The organism is Allohahella sp. A8 (assembly GCF_047946665.1).
Taxonomy (GTDB): Bacteria; Pseudomonadota; Gammaproteobacteria; order Pseudomonadales; family Oleiphilaceae; genus Allohahella.
Genome location: NZ_CP172312.1, coordinates 2,794,993 through 2,812,451, shown reverse-complemented (window position 1 = coordinate 2,812,451; position 17,459 = coordinate 2,794,993). Strand labels below are relative to the sequence as shown.

Annotated in this window: 17 protein-coding genes; 13 read left to right on the top strand and 4 right to left on the bottom strand. The window is 56.8% G+C overall.

The features are described from left to right. Positions 1–36: 36 nt before the first annotated feature. Positions 37–588 (top strand): hypothetical protein, encoded by a 552-nt coding sequence (locus tag ACH3PB_RS12595; protein ID WP_416395339.1) that lies wholly within the window; start codon positions 37–39, stop codon positions 586–588. A gap of 18 nt (positions 589–606) precedes the next feature. Next, positions 607–2,517 carry a DNA topoisomerase IV subunit B gene (gene parE / locus ACH3PB_RS12590; protein ID WP_416395337.1) on the top strand — a complete coding sequence of 637 codons (1,911 nt, stop codon included), beginning with the start codon at positions 607–609 and terminating at the stop codon, positions 2,515–2,517. Positions 2,518–2,571: 54 nt separating this feature from the next. On the opposite strand, the gene ACH3PB_RS12585 is transcribed toward parE, so the two are convergent. Further along, positions 2,572–3,816, bottom strand: coding sequence for a PucR family transcriptional regulator (locus ACH3PB_RS12585; RefSeq protein ID WP_416395335.1), 1,245 nt, complete (start codon positions 3,814–3,816; stop codon positions 2,572–2,574). A 193-nt stretch (positions 3,817–4,009) separates the two neighbouring features. Between ACH3PB_RS12585 and ACH3PB_RS12580 the strand changes: the two genes are divergently transcribed. The 9 genes from ACH3PB_RS12580 to ACH3PB_RS12540 all read left to right on the top strand — a co-directional run bounded on the left by ACH3PB_RS12580 (position 4,010) and on the right by ACH3PB_RS12540 (position 12,488). Continuing rightward, positions 4,010–5,521 (top strand): flavin-containing monooxygenase, encoded by a 1,512-nt coding sequence (locus ACH3PB_RS12580; RefSeq protein WP_416395333.1) that lies wholly within the window; start codon positions 4,010–4,012, stop codon positions 5,519–5,521. Next, on the top strand, positions 5,518–6,348 hold the full coding sequence (locus ACH3PB_RS12575; protein ID WP_416395331.1) for an SDR family NAD(P)-dependent oxidoreductase: 831 nt from the start codon (positions 5,518–5,520) through the stop codon (positions 6,346–6,348). The genes ACH3PB_RS12580 and ACH3PB_RS12575 overlap by 4 nt, the downstream gene beginning before the upstream one ends. A 59-nt stretch (positions 6,349–6,407) precedes the next feature. Next, complete coding sequence (locus tag ACH3PB_RS12570) at positions 6,408–7,292, top strand: metal-dependent hydrolase (protein WP_416395329.1); 885 nt, start codon at positions 6,408–6,410, stop codon at positions 7,290–7,292. Between the two features lie 80 nt (positions 7,293–7,372). Continuing rightward, a complete protein-coding gene (locus tag ACH3PB_RS12565) occupies positions 7,373–7,930 on the top strand; it encodes an NADPH-dependent FMN reductase (protein ID WP_416395327.1) in 558 nt (185 codons plus the stop codon). 37 nt (positions 7,931–7,967) lie between these two features. Next, positions 7,968–8,333, top strand: coding sequence for a CidA/LrgA family protein (locus tag ACH3PB_RS12560; RefSeq protein ID WP_416395325.1), 366 nt, complete (start codon positions 7,968–7,970; stop codon positions 8,331–8,333). After that, the gene (locus tag ACH3PB_RS12555; protein WP_416395324.1) at positions 8,326–9,054 is read left to right on the top strand and encodes an LrgB family protein; all 729 of its coding nucleotides are present in this window, start codon (positions 8,326–8,328) and stop codon (positions 9,052–9,054) included. Before ACH3PB_RS12560 ends, ACH3PB_RS12555 begins: the two co-directional genes overlap by 8 nt. 51 nt (positions 9,055–9,105) lie before the next feature. After that, entirely contained in the window at positions 9,106–9,315 is a 210-nt protein-coding gene (locus tag ACH3PB_RS12550; protein ID WP_416395322.1) for a hypothetical protein, read from the top strand. Between the two features lie 114 nt (positions 9,316–9,429). Beyond that, positions 9,430–10,404, top strand: coding sequence for a cation diffusion facilitator family transporter (locus ACH3PB_RS12545; RefSeq protein WP_416395320.1), 975 nt, complete (start codon positions 9,430–9,432; stop codon positions 10,402–10,404). A 242-nt stretch (positions 10,405–10,646) separates the two neighbouring features. Then, on the top strand, positions 10,647–12,488 hold the full coding sequence (locus ACH3PB_RS12540; protein WP_416395318.1) for a diguanylate cyclase: 1,842 nt from the start codon (positions 10,647–10,649) through the stop codon (positions 12,486–12,488). Positions 12,489–12,495: 7 nt separating this feature from the next. Here ACH3PB_RS12540 and ACH3PB_RS12535 read toward each other — a convergent pair whose 3' ends face one another. Beyond that, positions 12,496–13,395: a LysR substrate-binding domain-containing protein gene (locus tag ACH3PB_RS12535; RefSeq protein ID WP_416395316.1), complete on the bottom strand. Its 900-nt coding sequence runs from the start codon at positions 13,393–13,395 to the stop codon at positions 12,496–12,498. A gap of 139 nt (positions 13,396–13,534) precedes the next feature. On the opposite strand from ACH3PB_RS12535, the gene ACH3PB_RS12530 reads away from it, so the two are divergent. Beyond that, positions 13,535–14,128, top strand: a complete 594-nt coding sequence (locus ACH3PB_RS12530; protein ID WP_416395314.1) for an FMN-dependent NADH-azoreductase — start codon at positions 13,535–13,537, stop codon at positions 14,126–14,128. Here the strand turns inward: ACH3PB_RS12530 and ACH3PB_RS12525 are convergent. Together ACH3PB_RS12525 and ACH3PB_RS12520 are read right to left on the bottom strand one after the other, a co-directional pair. Continuing rightward, on the bottom strand, positions 14,125–14,907 hold the full coding sequence (locus tag ACH3PB_RS12525) for a putative 4-mercaptohistidine N1-methyltransferase (RefSeq protein ID WP_416395312.1): 783 nt from the start codon (positions 14,905–14,907) through the stop codon (positions 14,125–14,127). The two genes, ACH3PB_RS12530 and ACH3PB_RS12525, sit on opposite strands and share 4 nt — an antisense overlap. An 8-nt stretch (positions 14,908–14,915) precedes the next feature. Next, positions 14,916–16,334, bottom strand: a complete 1,419-nt coding sequence (locus ACH3PB_RS12520; protein ID WP_416395310.1) for an SUMF1/EgtB/PvdO family nonheme iron enzyme — start codon at positions 16,332–16,334, stop codon at positions 14,916–14,918. A 139-nt stretch (positions 16,335–16,473) separates the two neighbouring features. Here ACH3PB_RS12520 and ACH3PB_RS12515 point away from each other — a divergent pair, with 139 nt between their 5' ends. Continuing rightward, positions 16,474–17,304: an alpha/beta fold hydrolase gene (locus ACH3PB_RS12515; protein ID WP_416395308.1), complete on the top strand. Its 831-nt coding sequence runs from the start codon at positions 16,474–16,476 to the stop codon at positions 17,302–17,304. Positions 17,305–17,459 lie beyond the last annotated feature (155 nt).

Sequence of the window (17,459 nt, the reverse complement as noted above, 5' to 3'; positions counted from 1 at the left end):
AAGCCGGCCACGGATGCCGGCATGGGATGAAGCACCATGTCACATTTCACGCTCTTCACAAAAGCCGCACTTGCGGCTTCTGTCGTTTTCATGACGAACGCCTGCGCGTCATCCGATAGCGAAAAAGACGCTGTTCCAAGCGGTGAGGTCGCGCTCAACACCTTGTGGCTGAGCAACCAGTGCAACCTACTGCCTGCTGCCGTCAAAGCGCTCGAACCTGAACAACACCTGAACGATGCAGCGGTCGAGCGTGTTATCGTGATTCGCGACACCACCAAATGGCAGCTATTCTGGAAATCAGTCCATGCCTCACAGTTCGAGATCCCCAAAGCGCCTGACGTCGATTTCGACAAGCATTCGCTGGTGGCCGTGATTGCCTCGCCCCAGAGTCGAGCGGGCGGTGGTATCGAGCTGGCGGGCAATGCCGCGCGAGCTGAAGGTCTCCTGCAGGTGCCAGTGACCATTCGTGATCCCGCGGCTGGTACGATGTCGGCCGCAGTGGTGACCCAGCCCTGTGTTGTGGTACAAACATACCCCGCGCTCGAGGACGACCTGAAGGTTACAGCGGGAGCCTCATCAACTAATTGATTTTTCGGAGAAACAGACTTGGCGAGCAGTAGCTCCAGTTCTACCAGCGACTACAATGCAGATTCGATAGAGGTCCTGACCGGCCTGGACCCGGTCCGGCGCAGACCGGGCATGTACACCGACACCCAGCGGCCAAACCACCTGGCTCAGGAGGTTATCGATAATAGTGTCGATGAGGCGCTTGCAGGCCACGCGAAGCATATCAGTGTCACGCTACACGCGGACCATACGTTGACCGTGAGCGATGACGGCCGTGGTATGCCAGTCGATATCCACAAGGATCAGGGCCTGCCGGGCGTTGAGCTCATCCTTACCAAGCTGCACGCTGGCGGCAAGTTCTCCAACAAGAATTACCAGTTTTCCGGTGGCTTGCATGGCGTTGGTGTATCTGTCGTCAACGCCCTGTCGCTCAAGCTCACGGTGCAGATCAAGCGTGATGGCAACGTGTACCAGATGCGCTTTGCTGGTGGCGAAAAAGTCGAGGATCTCAACATTGTCGATACCGTCGGCAAGCGTAACACGGGCACCTCGATCACCTTCGTGCCAGATCCGCAATACTTCGATTCGCCGAAGTTTTCAATCAGTCGGCTGAAGCACAATTTGCGCGCAAAGGCAGTGCTGTGCTCCGGTCTGCGAATCACTTTCAAGAACGAAATTGATAACGAAACCATCGAATGGCACTACGAGGATGGTCTTACTGATTACCTGAAGGCCTCGACTGATGACACGATTACCGTGCCGCAGGAGCCCTTTGTGGGTTCCATGGCCGGTGGTCAGGAAGCCGTGGACTGGGCCGTGCAGTGGACGCCAGAGCGCGCCGAAACCATTGCGGAAAGCTACGTCAACCTGATTCCGACCATTCAGGGTGGCACCCACGTTAATGGACTCCGCACCGGCCTGCTCGAAGCGCTGCGTACGTTCTGCGAATTTCGAAACCTGCTGCCGCGCGGTGTGCGGCTTGCGCCCGACGATATCTGGGATCGCTGCTGCTATGTACTGTCGGTCAAGCTGGCGGACCCGCAGTTCTCCGGCCAGACAAAGGAGCGCCTGTCTTCTCGCGAGTGCGCGACCTTCGTCGCTGGTGTTGTGAAAGACGCCTTCACGCTCTGGCTGAACCAGCATGTGAGCGAAGGTGAAGCCCTGGCTCAGATGGTCATCGAGCAGGCACAGCGGCGGCTCAAGGCATCCAAGCAGGTTGCCCGCAAGAAGATTACCAGCGGCCCCGCTTTGCCCGGTAAGCTGGCCGATTGTAGTGGCAGCGATATCGCGCTGAGCGAGCTGTTTCTGGTGGAGGGTGACTCTGCTGGCGGCTCTGCCAAACAGGCCAGAAACCGTGAGTTCCAGGCCATAATGCCACTGCGCGGCAAGATCCTGAACACCTGGGAAGTCGAGTCCGGCATGATCCTGGCTTCACAGGAGGTGCATGACATTGCCGTTGCGTTGGGTGTCGATCCTGGCTCGGATGACTTGAGCGGCTTACGCTACGGCAAGGTTTGCATACTTGCTGATGCAGATAGCGACGGTGCGCACATCGCCACCTTGCTATGTGCCTTGTTTTTCCAGCACTTCAGGCCGCTGGTCGCCGCGGGACACGTGTTTATTGCCATGCCGCCGCTGTATCGGATCGATCTGGGCAAGGAGACGTTCTACGCGCTGGACGAACACGAAAAGAAAGGCGTGCTCGATCGATTCGAAGCGGAGAACAAACGCGGTACGCCCCAGGTAACCCGCTTCAAGGGCCTCGGCGAAATGAATCCCCTGCAGCTGCGTGAAACCACGATGGCTCCCGATACCCGGAGACTCGTTCAGATGACTATCGATGAACCCAGCGAAGCCATGGAATTGATGGACATGCTGCTTGCGAAGAAGCGGGCCGGCGATCGGAAGACCTGGCTCGAAGACAAGGGTGACTTGGCGGAAGTCGTCTGATCCATTTACTCGCGCGAATCTGGGATCGCGCACCGTCAGACCATGCCGGCGACTTCAGCTAGCTGCCGTCCAGCTCAGTGCCTCAAGCGCTGCAGCGACATGAATCTGGTTTTGCGCAAGCGGGCGTGGCAGCAGCTCTTCGGCACGCGCCAACCTGCGCAGAAGCGTGTTTCGATGCGTATGGAGGCGTTCAGCTGCCAGCGTTGCGTTGCAACCTGCCGAAAGATAGATTCGTAGCGAGCGCCTGAGACTGGGTTGCGCAGTGGACAGCCCGCCGAGGGTATGTTTGATAAACTGGAGGGTCGCTTCCGGGTCTCGAGCCATCAAGGCAACCAGCCGTATTTCATCGAAACTCGCCACCTGTGCCGGAGAATTGAGCCTTCCCAGAACACCTTGCGTGGCCAGAGCATCGAGATGAGCTCGCCTGAAGCCTTCAATGCCGTGGCCAGCTGTTGCTATCGTCATGCGCACATCCGACAGCTTTCTCAAAGCCACCTGAAGTGCCTGTACATCTAAGGCCTTATCGCCGGTGGTCCAGACCCACAAGGTCGCGGCATTGGCGATAACCGTCAGCGGTTGTGTGCTGCCAGCGCAGCGGGCAAACGTGTTGGCCGCCTCATCGAGAACGCCAATTTCGGTCTCAGCCTGCTCACTCCAGATTACTGCGGCATGATGAGCATGATTCAGGGGGTAGTCGAGGCGGTGGCTGGCCTGCTGAGCGCTTACCACGGCACCTTCGAGTATGGCGGTTACCAGTTCGCGACGATCCACATGTGTGCCTCGAACCAGCTGGTCGTGCTCAGCTTTCATGAAAATCGTCATTTCGCGCATGCAGGCATCAATGAAGCTGGCGATGGACCGTGCGGATACGGAGAGCAGTTCCCGCAGCTCGCTTGGGTCTGAGGTCAGCTGGAAGGCGATTACCATCCAGCGCTGCCAGGCGGCATCCTGGGCTGCTCTGGCAGCGGTAAACATGAGGCTGGTCGCGTCTCGTCGAACCAGTTCACGAGCAGTGCTCAGCATATCCGGCGGCAGGTGGGGCGCGACAGGAGCGCCAGGCTTTTCGATATTCGCCATTGCCCAGTGAACAAGATTTGACCGGTTGGCACGTCGAGTGGCTGCCATGATGACGGGGTCGTCTGCCATGAGGTGCAGATTGTCGGTTGAGAGACTCGCCTGATCGATTTCTTCAAGCCATTCAGGCGGAGCGCTCAGCGCCATTTCGGCACCTCGTCGGAACAGTTCACATACCGCCGGGGATGGTGGCGGCCATCTGGCCACTTGTGGCGTTTTGGTCACATGGTTCTCCTGGTGCGGTTTTCTGACAGACCCGTTGCAGAGCAAGCTCAGGAATTCTAGCGAGCAGCACGCTGCAATTAAAGGGCAAAATGCACCATGCCGACTGATTGTTGGTGAGCTTCACACCTTGTTCCAGGCGAATATTGTGCACACAATAGCCTGACCTGTTTATAAAAATATTCAAGGAGGCGCAGTGCCACTACAACAACAAGCCGCCGCAGCGCACACAGATGTCCTCATCATCGGTGCAGGCGTATCAGGTATCGGCGCTGCGTACTACCTGCAGCGGGATCAACCAGAGAAGTCCTACATTATCCTCGAAGCCCGTGAAGCATCCGGAGGCACCTGGGACCTGTTTCGCTACCCCGGAATCCGTTCCGATTCAGATCTGCACACTTTCGGCTATGAATTCAAACCCTGGATAGATTCCGAAGCCATCGCCGGTGCCGATAAGATTCTCGACTACCTTCGCAAGACCGCTGCCGAAAACGGTATCGATAGCAAAATTCACTACAACCATAGAGTGCTCGGGGCTGCCTGGAGCAGCGCTGATGCACGATGGACGGTCGAAGTGGAGCGCAGCGATACTGGTGAGCGAATCAGCATGACCTGTAACTGGATCTTTGCGGCCGCTGGCTATTACCGGTATGACGAAGGGTTTACGCCCGAATTTGAGGGTAGAGAAGACTTCAAGGGTGACGTGATCCACCCTCAGCATTGGCCAGAGGATCTGGACTATTCCGGTAAGCGTGTCCTTGTAATCGGTAGCGGCGCAACGGCGGTCACACTGGTTCCGGCCCTTGCCAGGAAGGCGGCCCATGTGACCATGCTGCAGCGTACGCCGACCTATGTCATGAGTCTGCCGTCCAGGGATCCGCTGGCCAACGGCCTGCGGAAACTTTTGCCTGCTACCTGGGCCTACGCGCTGACCCGCCGCAAGAACATCGCGATCTCGAGTGCAGTCTGGCGTTTTTGCCAGAAGTATCCGAAGACCGCCAGACGAATCATCCGCCGTATGAATCAGAAAGCGCTCCCAGAGGGCTATCCGGTCGACGAGCATTTCAATCCCCCGTACAACCCCTGGGACCAAAGACTCTGTGCCGTGCCGAACGGCGATCTGTTCCGGGCCATATCGAAAGGCAAGGCTTCCGTCGTGACCGACCATATCAGGAGCTTCACCCCGCGAGGCGTAGCACTCAAGTCCGGCCAGGAGCTGGAGGCCGACATCATCGTGACAGCGACGGGGCTGAATCTGCTGGTGTTCGGAGGCATCAAGGTGACCGTCGATGGCAAGGCTGTGGACTACGCCGAGAAAGTCGCTTTCAAGGGCATGATGCTCGATGGTGTGCCTAATCTGGCATTTGCCGTCGGCTACACCAATTCCTCATGGACCCTGAAAATCGGCTTGCTGTGTGAGCACTTCTGCCGCCTGTTGGCCCATATGGATAAACATGGTTTCAAGAGCTGTGTGCCGGAGTTGCCGGACGAGAATATGGAAACGCGCCCGCTATTGGATTTTGGTGCCGGATACGTCAAGCGTTCGATCGACTCGCTTCCGCGGCAAGGTGAGGGTTGGCCATGGGTCATGTCGATGGATTATCAGCATGACAGGGCGGTATTGAGAAAAGGGGAGGTTGCTGACCCCCATCTGAAGTTCGAATCCACCGTGACACCAGTCGCCGAAGCAGGAAACCAGGCTGCATGAAAGACTTCAGAAACAGGGTCGTTGTGGTTACCGGTGCCGGCTCGGGCATGGGTCGTGCCTATGCACTGGAGTTTGCCGGCCTTGGCGCAAAGCTGGCACTAAATGACTTCGATGCCGAAGGTCTCGCCGAAACTGTTCGACAGCTGGGGAATACATCAGCCGCTGTGTTCAGCAAGGTTTTCGACGTTGGCGATAAGGCAGCTATGAATACTTTCGCAGATGAGGTGAAGGCTGAGCTGGGTAACGCGCATATCGTGATTAATAACGCTGGTGTAGGCGGGGGTGGTATGCCGGTGTGGCTCAACAGTGACGAGGCCTACGAGCGCACGATGCAGATCAACTTTTTCGGTGTCGTCTATGGAACGCGGGCGTTTTTACCGCAGCTGCTCACAAACGGTGAGGGCGCAGTGGTCAATGTGTCGAGTATTTTCGGTCTGGTCGGTACGCCCAATACATCCGACTATTGTGCGGCCAAGTTTGCGGTGCGTGGCTTCACTGAATCATTGATGGTCGAACTGCAACGCTCAGCGATATCGGTGCACCTCGTGCATCCTGGAGGCGTCAAGACGAATATTGCCAAGGGTGTCGAGGGCGGCGAAGAATTCACCGAGAAGTATCTCAAGACCGCCCCTGTAGACGTGGTTCGACAGGTGATACGCGGCATTCGGTCGGGCAAGCAGCGCATCGTCTGTGGTCACAACGCTTTCCCGGTCTGGCTCGCCTCGTGGGCACTGCCATTGGAGAAGCGCAATCGGCTGCTCTATGGCGAAATGAAGAAGATGATGGAGCCTGACCACTACAAGGTCCTGGACCAGCCAAAAGATTGATTTGAGTAGAGCGCCACAGTGCGCCCGGAGTCCCTGCCAATAACAATAAGGAAACAGTCATGAGCATTCAGGCCGCCAGGGTGACAAGAATCCAGCCTAGAGAGCATATGGATTTCAAACTCGACGAGACGCTTCCGAAGTACTGGTTTCGGAACGACCCCTTCAAGACTCGACTGCTCGATGGCATGCAGATGTCCTTTCCTGAAGGCGAACGCTACTTCATCACGTCCGTTCGCGCCTTTCGGGAGCAGATTACTGACCCTGTACTCGAACAGCAGGTGAAGGACTTCGTTCGTCAGGAGGGTCAGCATGGTCTTGCCCACACCCACTTCAACACCTTGCTGGCCCGGCAGGGTATGCCGGTACCGCAGGTCATGGCGTTTCACAAGAAGCACCTGCAGCGCCATCTCGATCGTTTTTCGCCAAGCTTCAATCTCGCCCTCACGGCTGGGTTCGAGCATTTCACAGCGCTGATGGCCGACGGCTTCTTCACCAAGACCTCGGTGCTAGAAGGCGCTGATCATCGCGTCAAGTCGCTCTTTGCCTGGCATGCCATCGAGGAGATGGAGCACAAGGCCGTTGCCTTCGACGTCATGCAGCAGGTGGCGAAGGTTGGCTATGTCAAACGCACTACCGCGATGGCTTACAGCATGCTGCTGACTGTCCGAATGATGCTTGGCTTCTGTGATGTGTTGCTGAAGGCTGACGGCTTCAGCTGGTGGGCCCGAAAGCGCCTGCTTTTTGCCAATCTGGGATGGATGTACGGCCCGAAAGGCATTTTCTCCACCTTGCTGCCGAAGATTCTGGTCTACTTCAAGCCAGGCTTCCATCCAACTGATATTCCGGACATGCGCCACTACGCCAGGTGGGTGGAAACCTTTCAGCAGACCAACGACCCCCTCCGGGCCTGTGACGCCCTCGTTGATGCCGCCCGAGCGGCATAATGGGCCTGAAGTGACTCGCGCGGTAAGTCCGCTTCAGTTACCCTCTCGTAACAAGTCGGACCTAACGCGGGAACCTCTTCATGAAACTCCAGACGATTGCCTGCAGCACGCGACCGGGTCGCATCGGTCTCTCCATAGCACAATGGTTTCACGAGTTTGCCAGCACTCATGGCAAGTTCGACTGCACTTTGGTGGATCTTGCCGATTTCGGCCTGCCCGTCTTCGATGAACCAAAGCATCCTTCTCTGCAGCAGTATACTCATGACCACACCAAGCGCTGGTCCAGCTGTATCGCCGAAGCCGATGCCTTCGCCTTCGTACTGCCGGAATATAATTACTTCCCACCGCCGTCCTTCGTCAATGCGGTCGATTTTCTGTACAGGGAGTGGAACTACAAGCCCTGCTGCTTCGTGAGCTATGGCGGCGTATCGGGGGGATTGAGAGCTGCCCAGGCTGCGAAACAACTGGTGACGACCGTAAAAATGATGCCCATGGTTGAGGGTGTCATGATCCAGATGGCAGGCAAGCGAATTGATGACAGCAAAGTCTTCCAGACCGACGACCACATCGATAGTTCCGCTACGGCCATGCTCGATGAGCTGGGCAAATGGGCGACTTCGCTGAAGACCATGCGCTGATCCTCACCGCTTCCAGCCAATCGACACGTGCTAACTCATGCCCCTGATTCGCGGCTTTTTCGTTTTATGTCTGTTCCTGATTGTTGGTGAATCGCTCCGATTCGCCTTTGGCTGGCCGGTCAGCGGCGGTGTCCTCGGCATGTTGCTGCTGACCCTGTGGCTGCTCGCCAGCCGTCAGGTCAGTGCGGATATCGCCATCGCCAGTCAACACCTGATTGCGATACTGATTATCCTTATTCTGCCTGGGCTCGTTGGCGTATTTTTTCTCGCTGAGCGATTTGCCGGGCAATGGCTGACGTTTGGTGTGGCACTGGTGCTTGGGACCTTGTTCAGTGTCGCTAGCACTTTCCTGATCATGATGGCACTGACGCGTCGCGCACCCGGACAGAGCGAGAATGATTGAGCAGCCCTCCTGGTTGGCTGCACTGCTGGCACATCTTGGCCAGTCGTCGATATTCGCCATCACCTTAACGATAGCGACCTACATCGCCGGGACCTGGCTATTCCGCAAGTTGAAGCATCCGATATGGTGCCCACCAGTGCTGATGTCTGCCACGTTAACGGCCGGTATCCTGGCGCTGCTCTCGATTGATTTCGTTGACTACCAACGGGGTGCACAGTGGGTGTCGATTCTTCTTGGTCCGGCAACCGTGGCGCTTGGCGTGCCGCTCTATCAGCAGATTCACCATATCCGTGCGCTCTGGCTACCGATTCTGGCAACAGTGCCGCTCGCAGCAACACTGGCCTGTGCCTATGCGGTCGGGTTGGCCTGGTGGATGGGTGGGACGCCCGAGGTGATGCTTTCGCTTGCACCGAAATCGGTGACGGCGCCAATTGCAATGGGTATTACTGAGCACATTGGGGGATCGCTATCATTAATGATGGGCGGTCTGCTGGTGACAGGCGTCGTGGCAACACTTTTCGTAAGCTTGCTGGCGCCCCTGTTTGGTATCAACGACGATCGCATCATCGGTTTTGTGCTGGGGGTCAACGGTCACGCCATAGGCACCGTTCATGCCTTCAGTATCAGCCCGCTGGCCGGCGCCTTTTCCTCTCTGGGAATGGGGCTCACCGGCATATTCACCGCACTCTGTCTGCCATTTGCTGTTGAGCTCCTGCAGTGATGACGACGAACCTCGGAGCAACCCGACGGCAGGCGTCTGGAGTATGAGCGCATGAACAAACAGTTCTGGGACTTTCTACTTGCAACCGCCCTGGAAATAGAGGAACTGGAAGCAGGTGAGGCATCATCAGACAGGATCTCGGCCCTGATCGAAACCATTGATGTGGCCTACAAAGGCGCGTTCGATCCTGCCGATGCCTACGAAGCGTATGTCGTTACCGCGCTTTGCTCCGCACTTCACAAGAAGCTCCCGCGCGACTAGCATCTGAAGGCAATGCAAAGATGCGAGGCCGAAGCGGAGCACCGTGAACAGCCACTGACTATAATCAGGTGGCGACAGGTTTTTGCTGTATTTTCAGCTCAAGGAGCGTTTGGCATGGCTGGCCACAAGCACGAACACCATCATCATGCTGACCACACGCGTGGTCATACACACAGCGATGGCCACGGGCACGGTCACAGCCACAGTCACGGCAGTGGCCGAACATTATTGTTTGCGCTGGTGTTCACCATCAGCTTCGCCATCGTCGAAGTGGTGGGCGGCATCATGGCCGATTCGCTCGCATTGCTTTCCGATGCTGGACACATGTTCACTGACTCTCTGTCGCTGGCTGTTGGCGCGTTCGCCGCATGGCTGGCCAGTAAACCCGCCTCCCAGCGTCATTCATTCGGTCTTCAACGTGCCGAAGTGCTTGGTGCGCTCTTCAATGTCATTTTCATGTTTCTGGTCGTGGCGTTCATCATCTACGAAGCGCTCATGCGACTGAATGCCACACCTGAGGTCAATGGCCTTGTCGTCATGGTTATCGGAGGGCTTGGGCTCCTGGTGAATGTGATTGTCGCCTGGGTGCTGTTACGTGGAGAACAGAACATCAACGTCCGTGGCGCCTTTCTGCATGTGCTGGGCGATCTGCTCGGCTCCGTGGCCGCGCTAGCCGCTGGTGCAACAATCTACCTTGGCGGGCCCTTCATTATTGATCCGATACTGTCGCTCGTGGTCAGCCTGTTGATACTGGTTTCGGCAATTCGCCTGCTGCGGGAGATTGCGCATGTGCTGATGGAGGGTGTTCCGGCTGGTATCGATGCGGGGCAAGTCAAAGAAGCGTTGATCGCCACCCCCGGCGTGCAGGCCGTCCATGACATGCACATCTGGAGCCTCACCACGAGCAGCCATGCACTTTCAGCGCATATTGAACTGAGCTCGATGCAATCATGGTCGGAGACGCTCCCGCAGTTGCGCAGTGTACTGCGAGATCGCTTCGATATTACTCATAGTACTTTACAGCCGGAAGATGCGGCCATGCGCAGCGCGTGCGATGCCGACTCCGGCTGTGGTAGCGGCACCGCCTGATTCGGTTGGGTTATCGACGGCGAGCCGTTCAATTCTTTACAAGATCCTGCCTCCCTGGAATGGCCAGCACCCCGTGGCCTCCTATACTTGACTGTATCGGGTGCCATTGGTGCCTCTCAAAGGTGTCCGCGGAGATATTTGATCTGACAGCGAACAAGCAAGCTACTGCCCGGCGCAGTAGTGTCCCCTGATACGGCAGAAATCAAAGTGCTGTCATTAGGTGCAGTAGTGGATGAAGCCGCATGATTCGCTGGCTTCGTATCTTGATGCTGGCTCTGATATTGCCCGCTACGTTCTGTGTTGCGCTCGAAGAAGTGCGGGTGGACGACGCCTTCAGCAGCGTATCGCTTGGCACCAGCATGGATTACCTCGAGGACCCTGAAAGGGACCTGACCTTACCCGACATACTCGCCAGGTCCGATGAGTTCCAGCCGAGCACGGTGGAGGTGTTGAATCCTGGTTACACTTCGGCCGGTTACTGGGTGCGCTTTCGTCTGAAGAACGTGACGACCGACGCACAGACTGTGTTTCTGGACTATCAAACGCCTTTCGTTGACACGATCAGACTTTATCAGCCTGCCTACGAGCCTGGTGAGGGGGCATATCAGGTGCAGCGCTCGGGACGGATGGTATTGCCGCAGAATCGGCCTTACCAATCCCGCCATTTTGTTTTCCCCATCACGCTACCGCCCGAGCAGTCGCAGACTTTCTATCTTTACGCGGATAGTGCGGATACTTTTTACATGCCCCTGAAGCTGTTTGACGAGGTGGCACTGAATGAGTATCTACGAACCGGCTATGCCTGGCTGACCTTCTATCAGGGCCTGATTTTCGCGATGATGGTGTTCAGTCTGTTTCTGCTGATCACCATACGAGACCGAGTGTATGGCGCCTATATTCTGGTGATCGTCGTTCATCATGGGCTGTTCTTCGCCATGTACGACGGCTTGACCTATACCCTGTTTGGCCTCGAACATCCGTGGTGGTCGCGCGAAGCACTCTCGGTAGTATCTGGCGCGTCGATGGTTCTGCTGATGCAGTTTACGCGACTTCTGCTGTGCACACCCCAGGAGCAGCCAAAGCTCGACCGCTGGATCGTCCGGCTGCAAGTTCTGGGCATAGTTGCCACCCTTGGCAGTATCTTCGTGGATTACTACATTTCCATTCGTGTGGTGAATCCGGTCGCCTCCACTACGGGCGTTCTGCTATGCGTGGCAGGCTGGAACAGTCTGCGTAATGGCAATAGCGCTGCTCGATATTTTCTGCTGGCCTGGACCTTTGTCATCGTAGGTGGCTTTGCTTTCAGCCTGAAGGCCTGGGGTCTGTTGCCTGTAAATCTGTTCACAGAGTATGGCTGGCAGATGGGCTCTGCACTGGAGGCGCTGCTGCTATCCATGGCCATTGCTGAGCGCATCAATATCGAGGTTCGCCAGCGTGAGCGCTCGCAGCGCCAGGTGCAGCAGGCGCAGGCACATGCTCTGGAAGTGCAGTTGCGGGCGAATGATACACTCGAAGAGCGGGTGCGCCAGCGCACCGAGCAGCTGGAAATGGCCAACCTGAAGCTTGAAAAGATGAGCTTTACCGACGGCCTCACCGGCCTGCATAACCGGCGTTTCTTCGAGCAACGGCTGGACCTGGAGTATGCAAGAGCGTTTCGCGACAAGATCACGCTGGTGGCGATGGTACTGGACATCGACAACTTCAAACGCTTCAACGATACCTATGGTCATCTGGTGGGGGATCAGTGTCTCAAGGCGGTTGCGGAAACGATTCGTGCCCAGCTGCAGCGGCCAACCGATGTGGCCTCACGCTACGGCGGTGAGGAGTTCTGTGTGCTCCTGCCCGCCACCAGCCTCGAAGGTGCCTGCCACGTTGCGGAGCGAATCAGGCTGGCAACCGAGAATCTTGGCTTCCTTGTCGAGGGCAAGCTGGTTCCGGTTTCCATCAGCATCGGTGTTGCCGGCCTCGTTCCCGAGGAAGAAGGAGCAGGGCAGACCTTGTTGAAGATGGCGGATCTGGCGCTTTACGAATCCAAGCACAAGGGACGAAATCGCGTCACTTTATCTGAAACGCTTCCTGCTTAGGGCGGTTTCACCAGGGCAGATCCCTGCCTACATTCACGAGGTCATCGATCAGCAGTCTGACCTTTGCAGACAGATACCTGTTCTGCGGATAGATGGCATATATGCCTCGGGCTGGGACAGTCTGATAATCCGGCAGCACTTGCTCGATGGTACCAGCCTTTAGCTGCTCTGCAGCCGCAAATACAGGTAGAAGGCCCATGCCTATACCTTCGGCAACGGCTGTGCTCAACATTTCTGCGGAGTTCGCCAGCATATGGGCGTTTCGGTGCACGATACCCTGCTGCCCGTCCTTGTGCTCGAAAGACCAGTCTGACTGAATACCATGGCGGCTGTAGATGATGTGTCTGTGCACAGCGAGATCTCCAGGTGTTTCCGGCCGGCCATACTGCTCCAGATAGGCCGGGCTGGCGCACAGTAGTATGGGGCAGTCGGCCAGCCTTCTGGCCACGAGGGTCGAGTCGGCCAGTGTGGCTATACGAACTGCCACATCGTAGCCTTCGGCCACGATGTCGACATGACGATCGTCGAAATCAACCTGGAGATGAACCGCAGGATAACGGGCCGCGAAGGCGGCCAAGGGTTTGACTAGATGTCTACGGCCAAAGGACATTGGGGCGCTTATCTTCAATGTACCCTGTGGCCCGGCGCCCAGATCCTGAATCTGCCGCTCGGCCTCGGCCAGGTCATCCAGTGCCAGCCGGGCCCGCTCATAATAGATGGCCCCAGCCTCGGTGACCGATACATGACGAGTGGTGCGGTTCAGCAGTTTCACCCCCAGCTGACTCTCCAGGTTCTGCATCTGTTTGCTCAGTGCAGAACCGCTCGTACCGAGCGCTTTGGCAGCCCCGGTAAAGCTCCTGTGCTTTACGATTTCAAGAAAAAGTTCTACCCGGTTGAGACGTTCCAATCTGTGTGCCTGCTGATATCGAGATGCTAATTATAGTGGTTTTGGACTTAATTATATTCCTCCGCACTTGATTATCATCCTCCTGGAAAGAGATAGAGTAGATCCAAGCATTTTCGATTCTCTGAAAAAGGACAGGACCATGAGCACTATTCTCCATCTCGATGCCAGCGCGCGTAGTACAGACTCTACCAGCCGAAAACTGTCCCGCACTTTGCTGCAGGGCCTTCAGAACGATGGCGATCAGGTTATCTATCAGGACCTTGCCGAAGGCCTCCCACTGGTGACCGAAACGATGATTGGCGCCTACTACAGCCCGGCCGCTGAACGCACAGTAGATCAGCGCGAGATCATTACTGTTTCCGAGGCCCTGGTCGATCAATTGGAGGCTGCCGATACCATCGTGATCGGGCTGCCAATGTACAACTTCAGTGTCCCAGCCAGTTTCAAGGCGTGGATTGATCTTGTGGCCCGAGTTGGCCGCACCTTCCGCTACACCGACAGTGGTCCGGTGGGTCTGCTCGAAGGCAAGCGAGCTTTCATTGCAGTCGCGACCGGTGGGGTAGCCGTTGGTAGTGAAGCCGACTTCCTCACGCCCTACGTCCGTTTCGTGCTGGGCTTCATTGGTATTACCGATGTCACGTTCATCACGGCTGATCAGCTGAATGCCAAGGGCGACGAGAGTGTGGAAAGTGCACGCGCGCAGATAGAGGGTATTCTGGGCGAGGCTGCCTAGGCAGGTTGCCGCCTGCGCCGCCGCCAGACAGTCAACTCAGCTACAGTGTGCTGAAACTTTCTGGCGGTCTCGCGGATCACGAAGTGCACGTCGACGGGCTTACCCTGAAGTTCAAAATCATCATTTAGAATGGCGTGCATGCCATCGAGTACTGTTCGCGGCTTGCTGTGCTCATCGATAAAACCACCCAGCCAGGCATCACGTCTGGTGAAGGCCTCCAGCAGTGTATATGGACTGCTGATAACGAGAAGGCCATCATCATTGATGCGCGCTTGCATACCAGCGAGGAACTGGGCGGGTTGCGCAAGTCGGTCAAGCAGATTGCCGGCAAAGATCAGGTCGTGTCGCTGATGTTCCTCAACAGTGCAGGCGTCGCCGACCCTGAACTTCACTCTATGAGCTGTCTGCCTGAGCCCGAGGCTGGCGAGATCGGCTGATCGGTTTTCCAGCAGCTCGCCTTGTATGGCGACCGAGTAGGGGTGCTGCCCGGTCTGTTGCAAATGCTGTGCGGCTTCGATAAACCGCGCAGACAAATCGACCGCCTCCACATGTTGGAAATGGCGCGCCAGCTCGAAAGCGGTACGGCCGCAGGCAGAGCCGAGCTCAAGCACACGTGCGGTTTCACGAAATCCCTCGCGGGTGTGAGGGCCCAAGAGCGCCTCGACGCACAGTTGCGCACAGCGTGCAGGATAATTGACGACCCCGAAGTGCTCGGGACCGTAGTGAAAATCGAGATACTGATTCAGTAGCTCATCAGTCTCATAGGTGGCCTGATTCATGCCGACACTCATGACGGCTGGCCCGGCGTGAGCGCACAGCTGCGAAAACCTGTAAAGACGTCGAAACGGTCGGGCAGATAGGCCTGGCGGTACGTACCACGGATCAGCAACGATGATGTGGCACAGGAGCCACCGCGAGTGGTTTTGTGACTACCGAATTGCAGCGTCGACATATAGGGATACATATCCATCTTGAAGCCATCGTAGGGCAGGAACTGCGATGAGGTCCACTCCCAGCAGGTGCCTATCATCTGCAGGCAGCCCGACGGACTTGCACCATCGGCCAAGGCCGTGACCGGCAGACGACCCAGGCTCCGGGCGTCCATGTCGACCAGATTCGTCCACTCATCAAGTGAGCGAGGATCGCTATCGCCGGCTTCCCAGGGCAATAGTCGAAAACGCTGACCAGGCCGATTTTCAAGGGCAGCGGCTTCCCACTCCTGCTCGGTCGGGAGTCTGCGTCCAGCCCACGCGCACCAGGCTTCCGCTTCCCAGTAAGAGACGTGGATGACCGGCATGGATGGTTCGAGCGGCAGCCATTTATCGAAATGTCGGACTTCCCAGGCGCCAGTCGATGCTGATTTGCGCCAATATTGGGGGTGCTTCGGCTGGACATCGATGGTCCGCTGCGCTTCATACCCCTGCTGGGTTCGCCATTCTGCGGCGAGCTGCCGCTTATGAACATTCTGCAACCAGCTTTTGCCCCCCCGACTCCAGAGTTCGGCTCGCTCGTAGCCCCCCGCTTCCACAAACGCCAGATAGTCTCCGCAACTGACGAGGGTTCTACTTATCGAGAAGTCGCTGATGGCCGTATGAAACCGCGGCTGTTCGCTGTCAAAGGAGAAATCCCGGCGCGCAAATTCGCTTGAATGACCAGGTTGGCCGATCAGAAAGCGGCCGCCGCGAACATGCACGTCGTTCGCCTGATCATTCGCGCTGGTCGCCTCCCGGGTAGCCGCAACGTCACTCGCCGAAGACGGGGCTGGCAAGGCCAGAGTCTGTCTGGCCCAGATCATCGACTCGATGTGCATGTTCTGATGACAGATGGCATAGCGGTACAGATAGTGATCCTGCGGCGTCAATGGCCGATCACGTAGCCGTGTCATGACCTGAGTGTGCACATATCTCGCATATTCCAGCGTCGCCGCACATGAGGGGAAGAGACTCGCTGACCAGCGGTCCTCGTGATCCATTTCGAAGGAATCCCAGACATCATCCATGCTTGAATCGAATGAGGGGATCCCATCCAGCGCCATGAGCAGGAAGCTTTCGTAGAAGAATGCGCTGTGACCAAGCTCCCATACCGGGGGATTTATGCCCGGGTGATACGGCACCGAGCGCTGCGCCTCAGACAAGTCGCTAACCAGGGCCTCGATTCTCCGCTGGGTGATATCGAGCGCTGCGATAAGCTTCTCTTGATTATCCATGGTCTTTAGCGGGCAAGACTGCGTAGGTCATTCAGAGGCCAATTCAACTGATGCGGAGGCAATCCATGCCGTATAAATCTGATTCATTATCACACATCATCATTACTGATGCCGCTTTTCGTGTCGCGAGTGCACGATCATGAAGTCGCGGACAGCAGTCATAGGTGGCATCCCAATGCGCTGGATCGAGCGAGGACGAGGTGATGAGGTCCCGCTCGTGCTTATTCACGGTATTCCGACTTCGCCTCGTCTGTGGCGGCATGTGATGGCAAAACTCCGAGGAGTGCGCTGTCTGGCCTTCGAGATGGTCGGCTATGGCGAGTCGATGGAAGCAGGCGTCGGACGTGATATCTCGGTTGGACGCCAGGCAGACTATCTCATCGACTGGCTTACTCATCTCGGTATAGAGCGAGCAGTATTTTGCGGCCACGACCTCGGTGGCGGGGTTGCGCACATTGCAGCAGTCCGCCATCCACAACGTTGCGCAGGGCTCTTTCTGACCAATGCGATTGGCTATGATTCCTGGCCCATTCCCAGTGTGAAGGCCCTCAAGCTGACAGCACCTTTGGTAAAGCATCTGCCTGACATCGCCGCCAAGCAGATTCTGCGCGTATTGATGATTCGCGGTCATGACAAGCTGCAGATCGCCGAGGAATCACTGGACGTACATTGGTCTGCTTATGAGCGTCATGGTGGTGCCGCTAGCCTCATCCGTCAGGTTATGGCGCTGAATGTCGAAGATACCGAGTCGATCGCCGGGGCCCTGCCAGGCCTGAACATACCGGCAAGAGTGGTGTGGGGCACTAGCGACAGCTTTCAGAAGCTGCGTTATGGTGAGCGCTTCGCGCGGGACCTGAATGCACCGCTACACCGCATTGAAGGCGGGCTCCATTTCACGCCGGAGGATCATCCAGAGATCATCGCTGAGCAGATCACACGTCTGCTCGAGGACATTGAAAGAGCTGCCTGAGCACACACGAGCCTGCTGATCGGCTTCAAAAGGGTGAGCGTATTATTCCAAGCCTGGTTGTCATCTCAGTCGCTACCTTAAACAGGTCTTCTCTGAGATTGTGCTGCTGTCGATGTATCTCTGGAAGGACTGTTAATGCGCCTTGAAATGAGCGC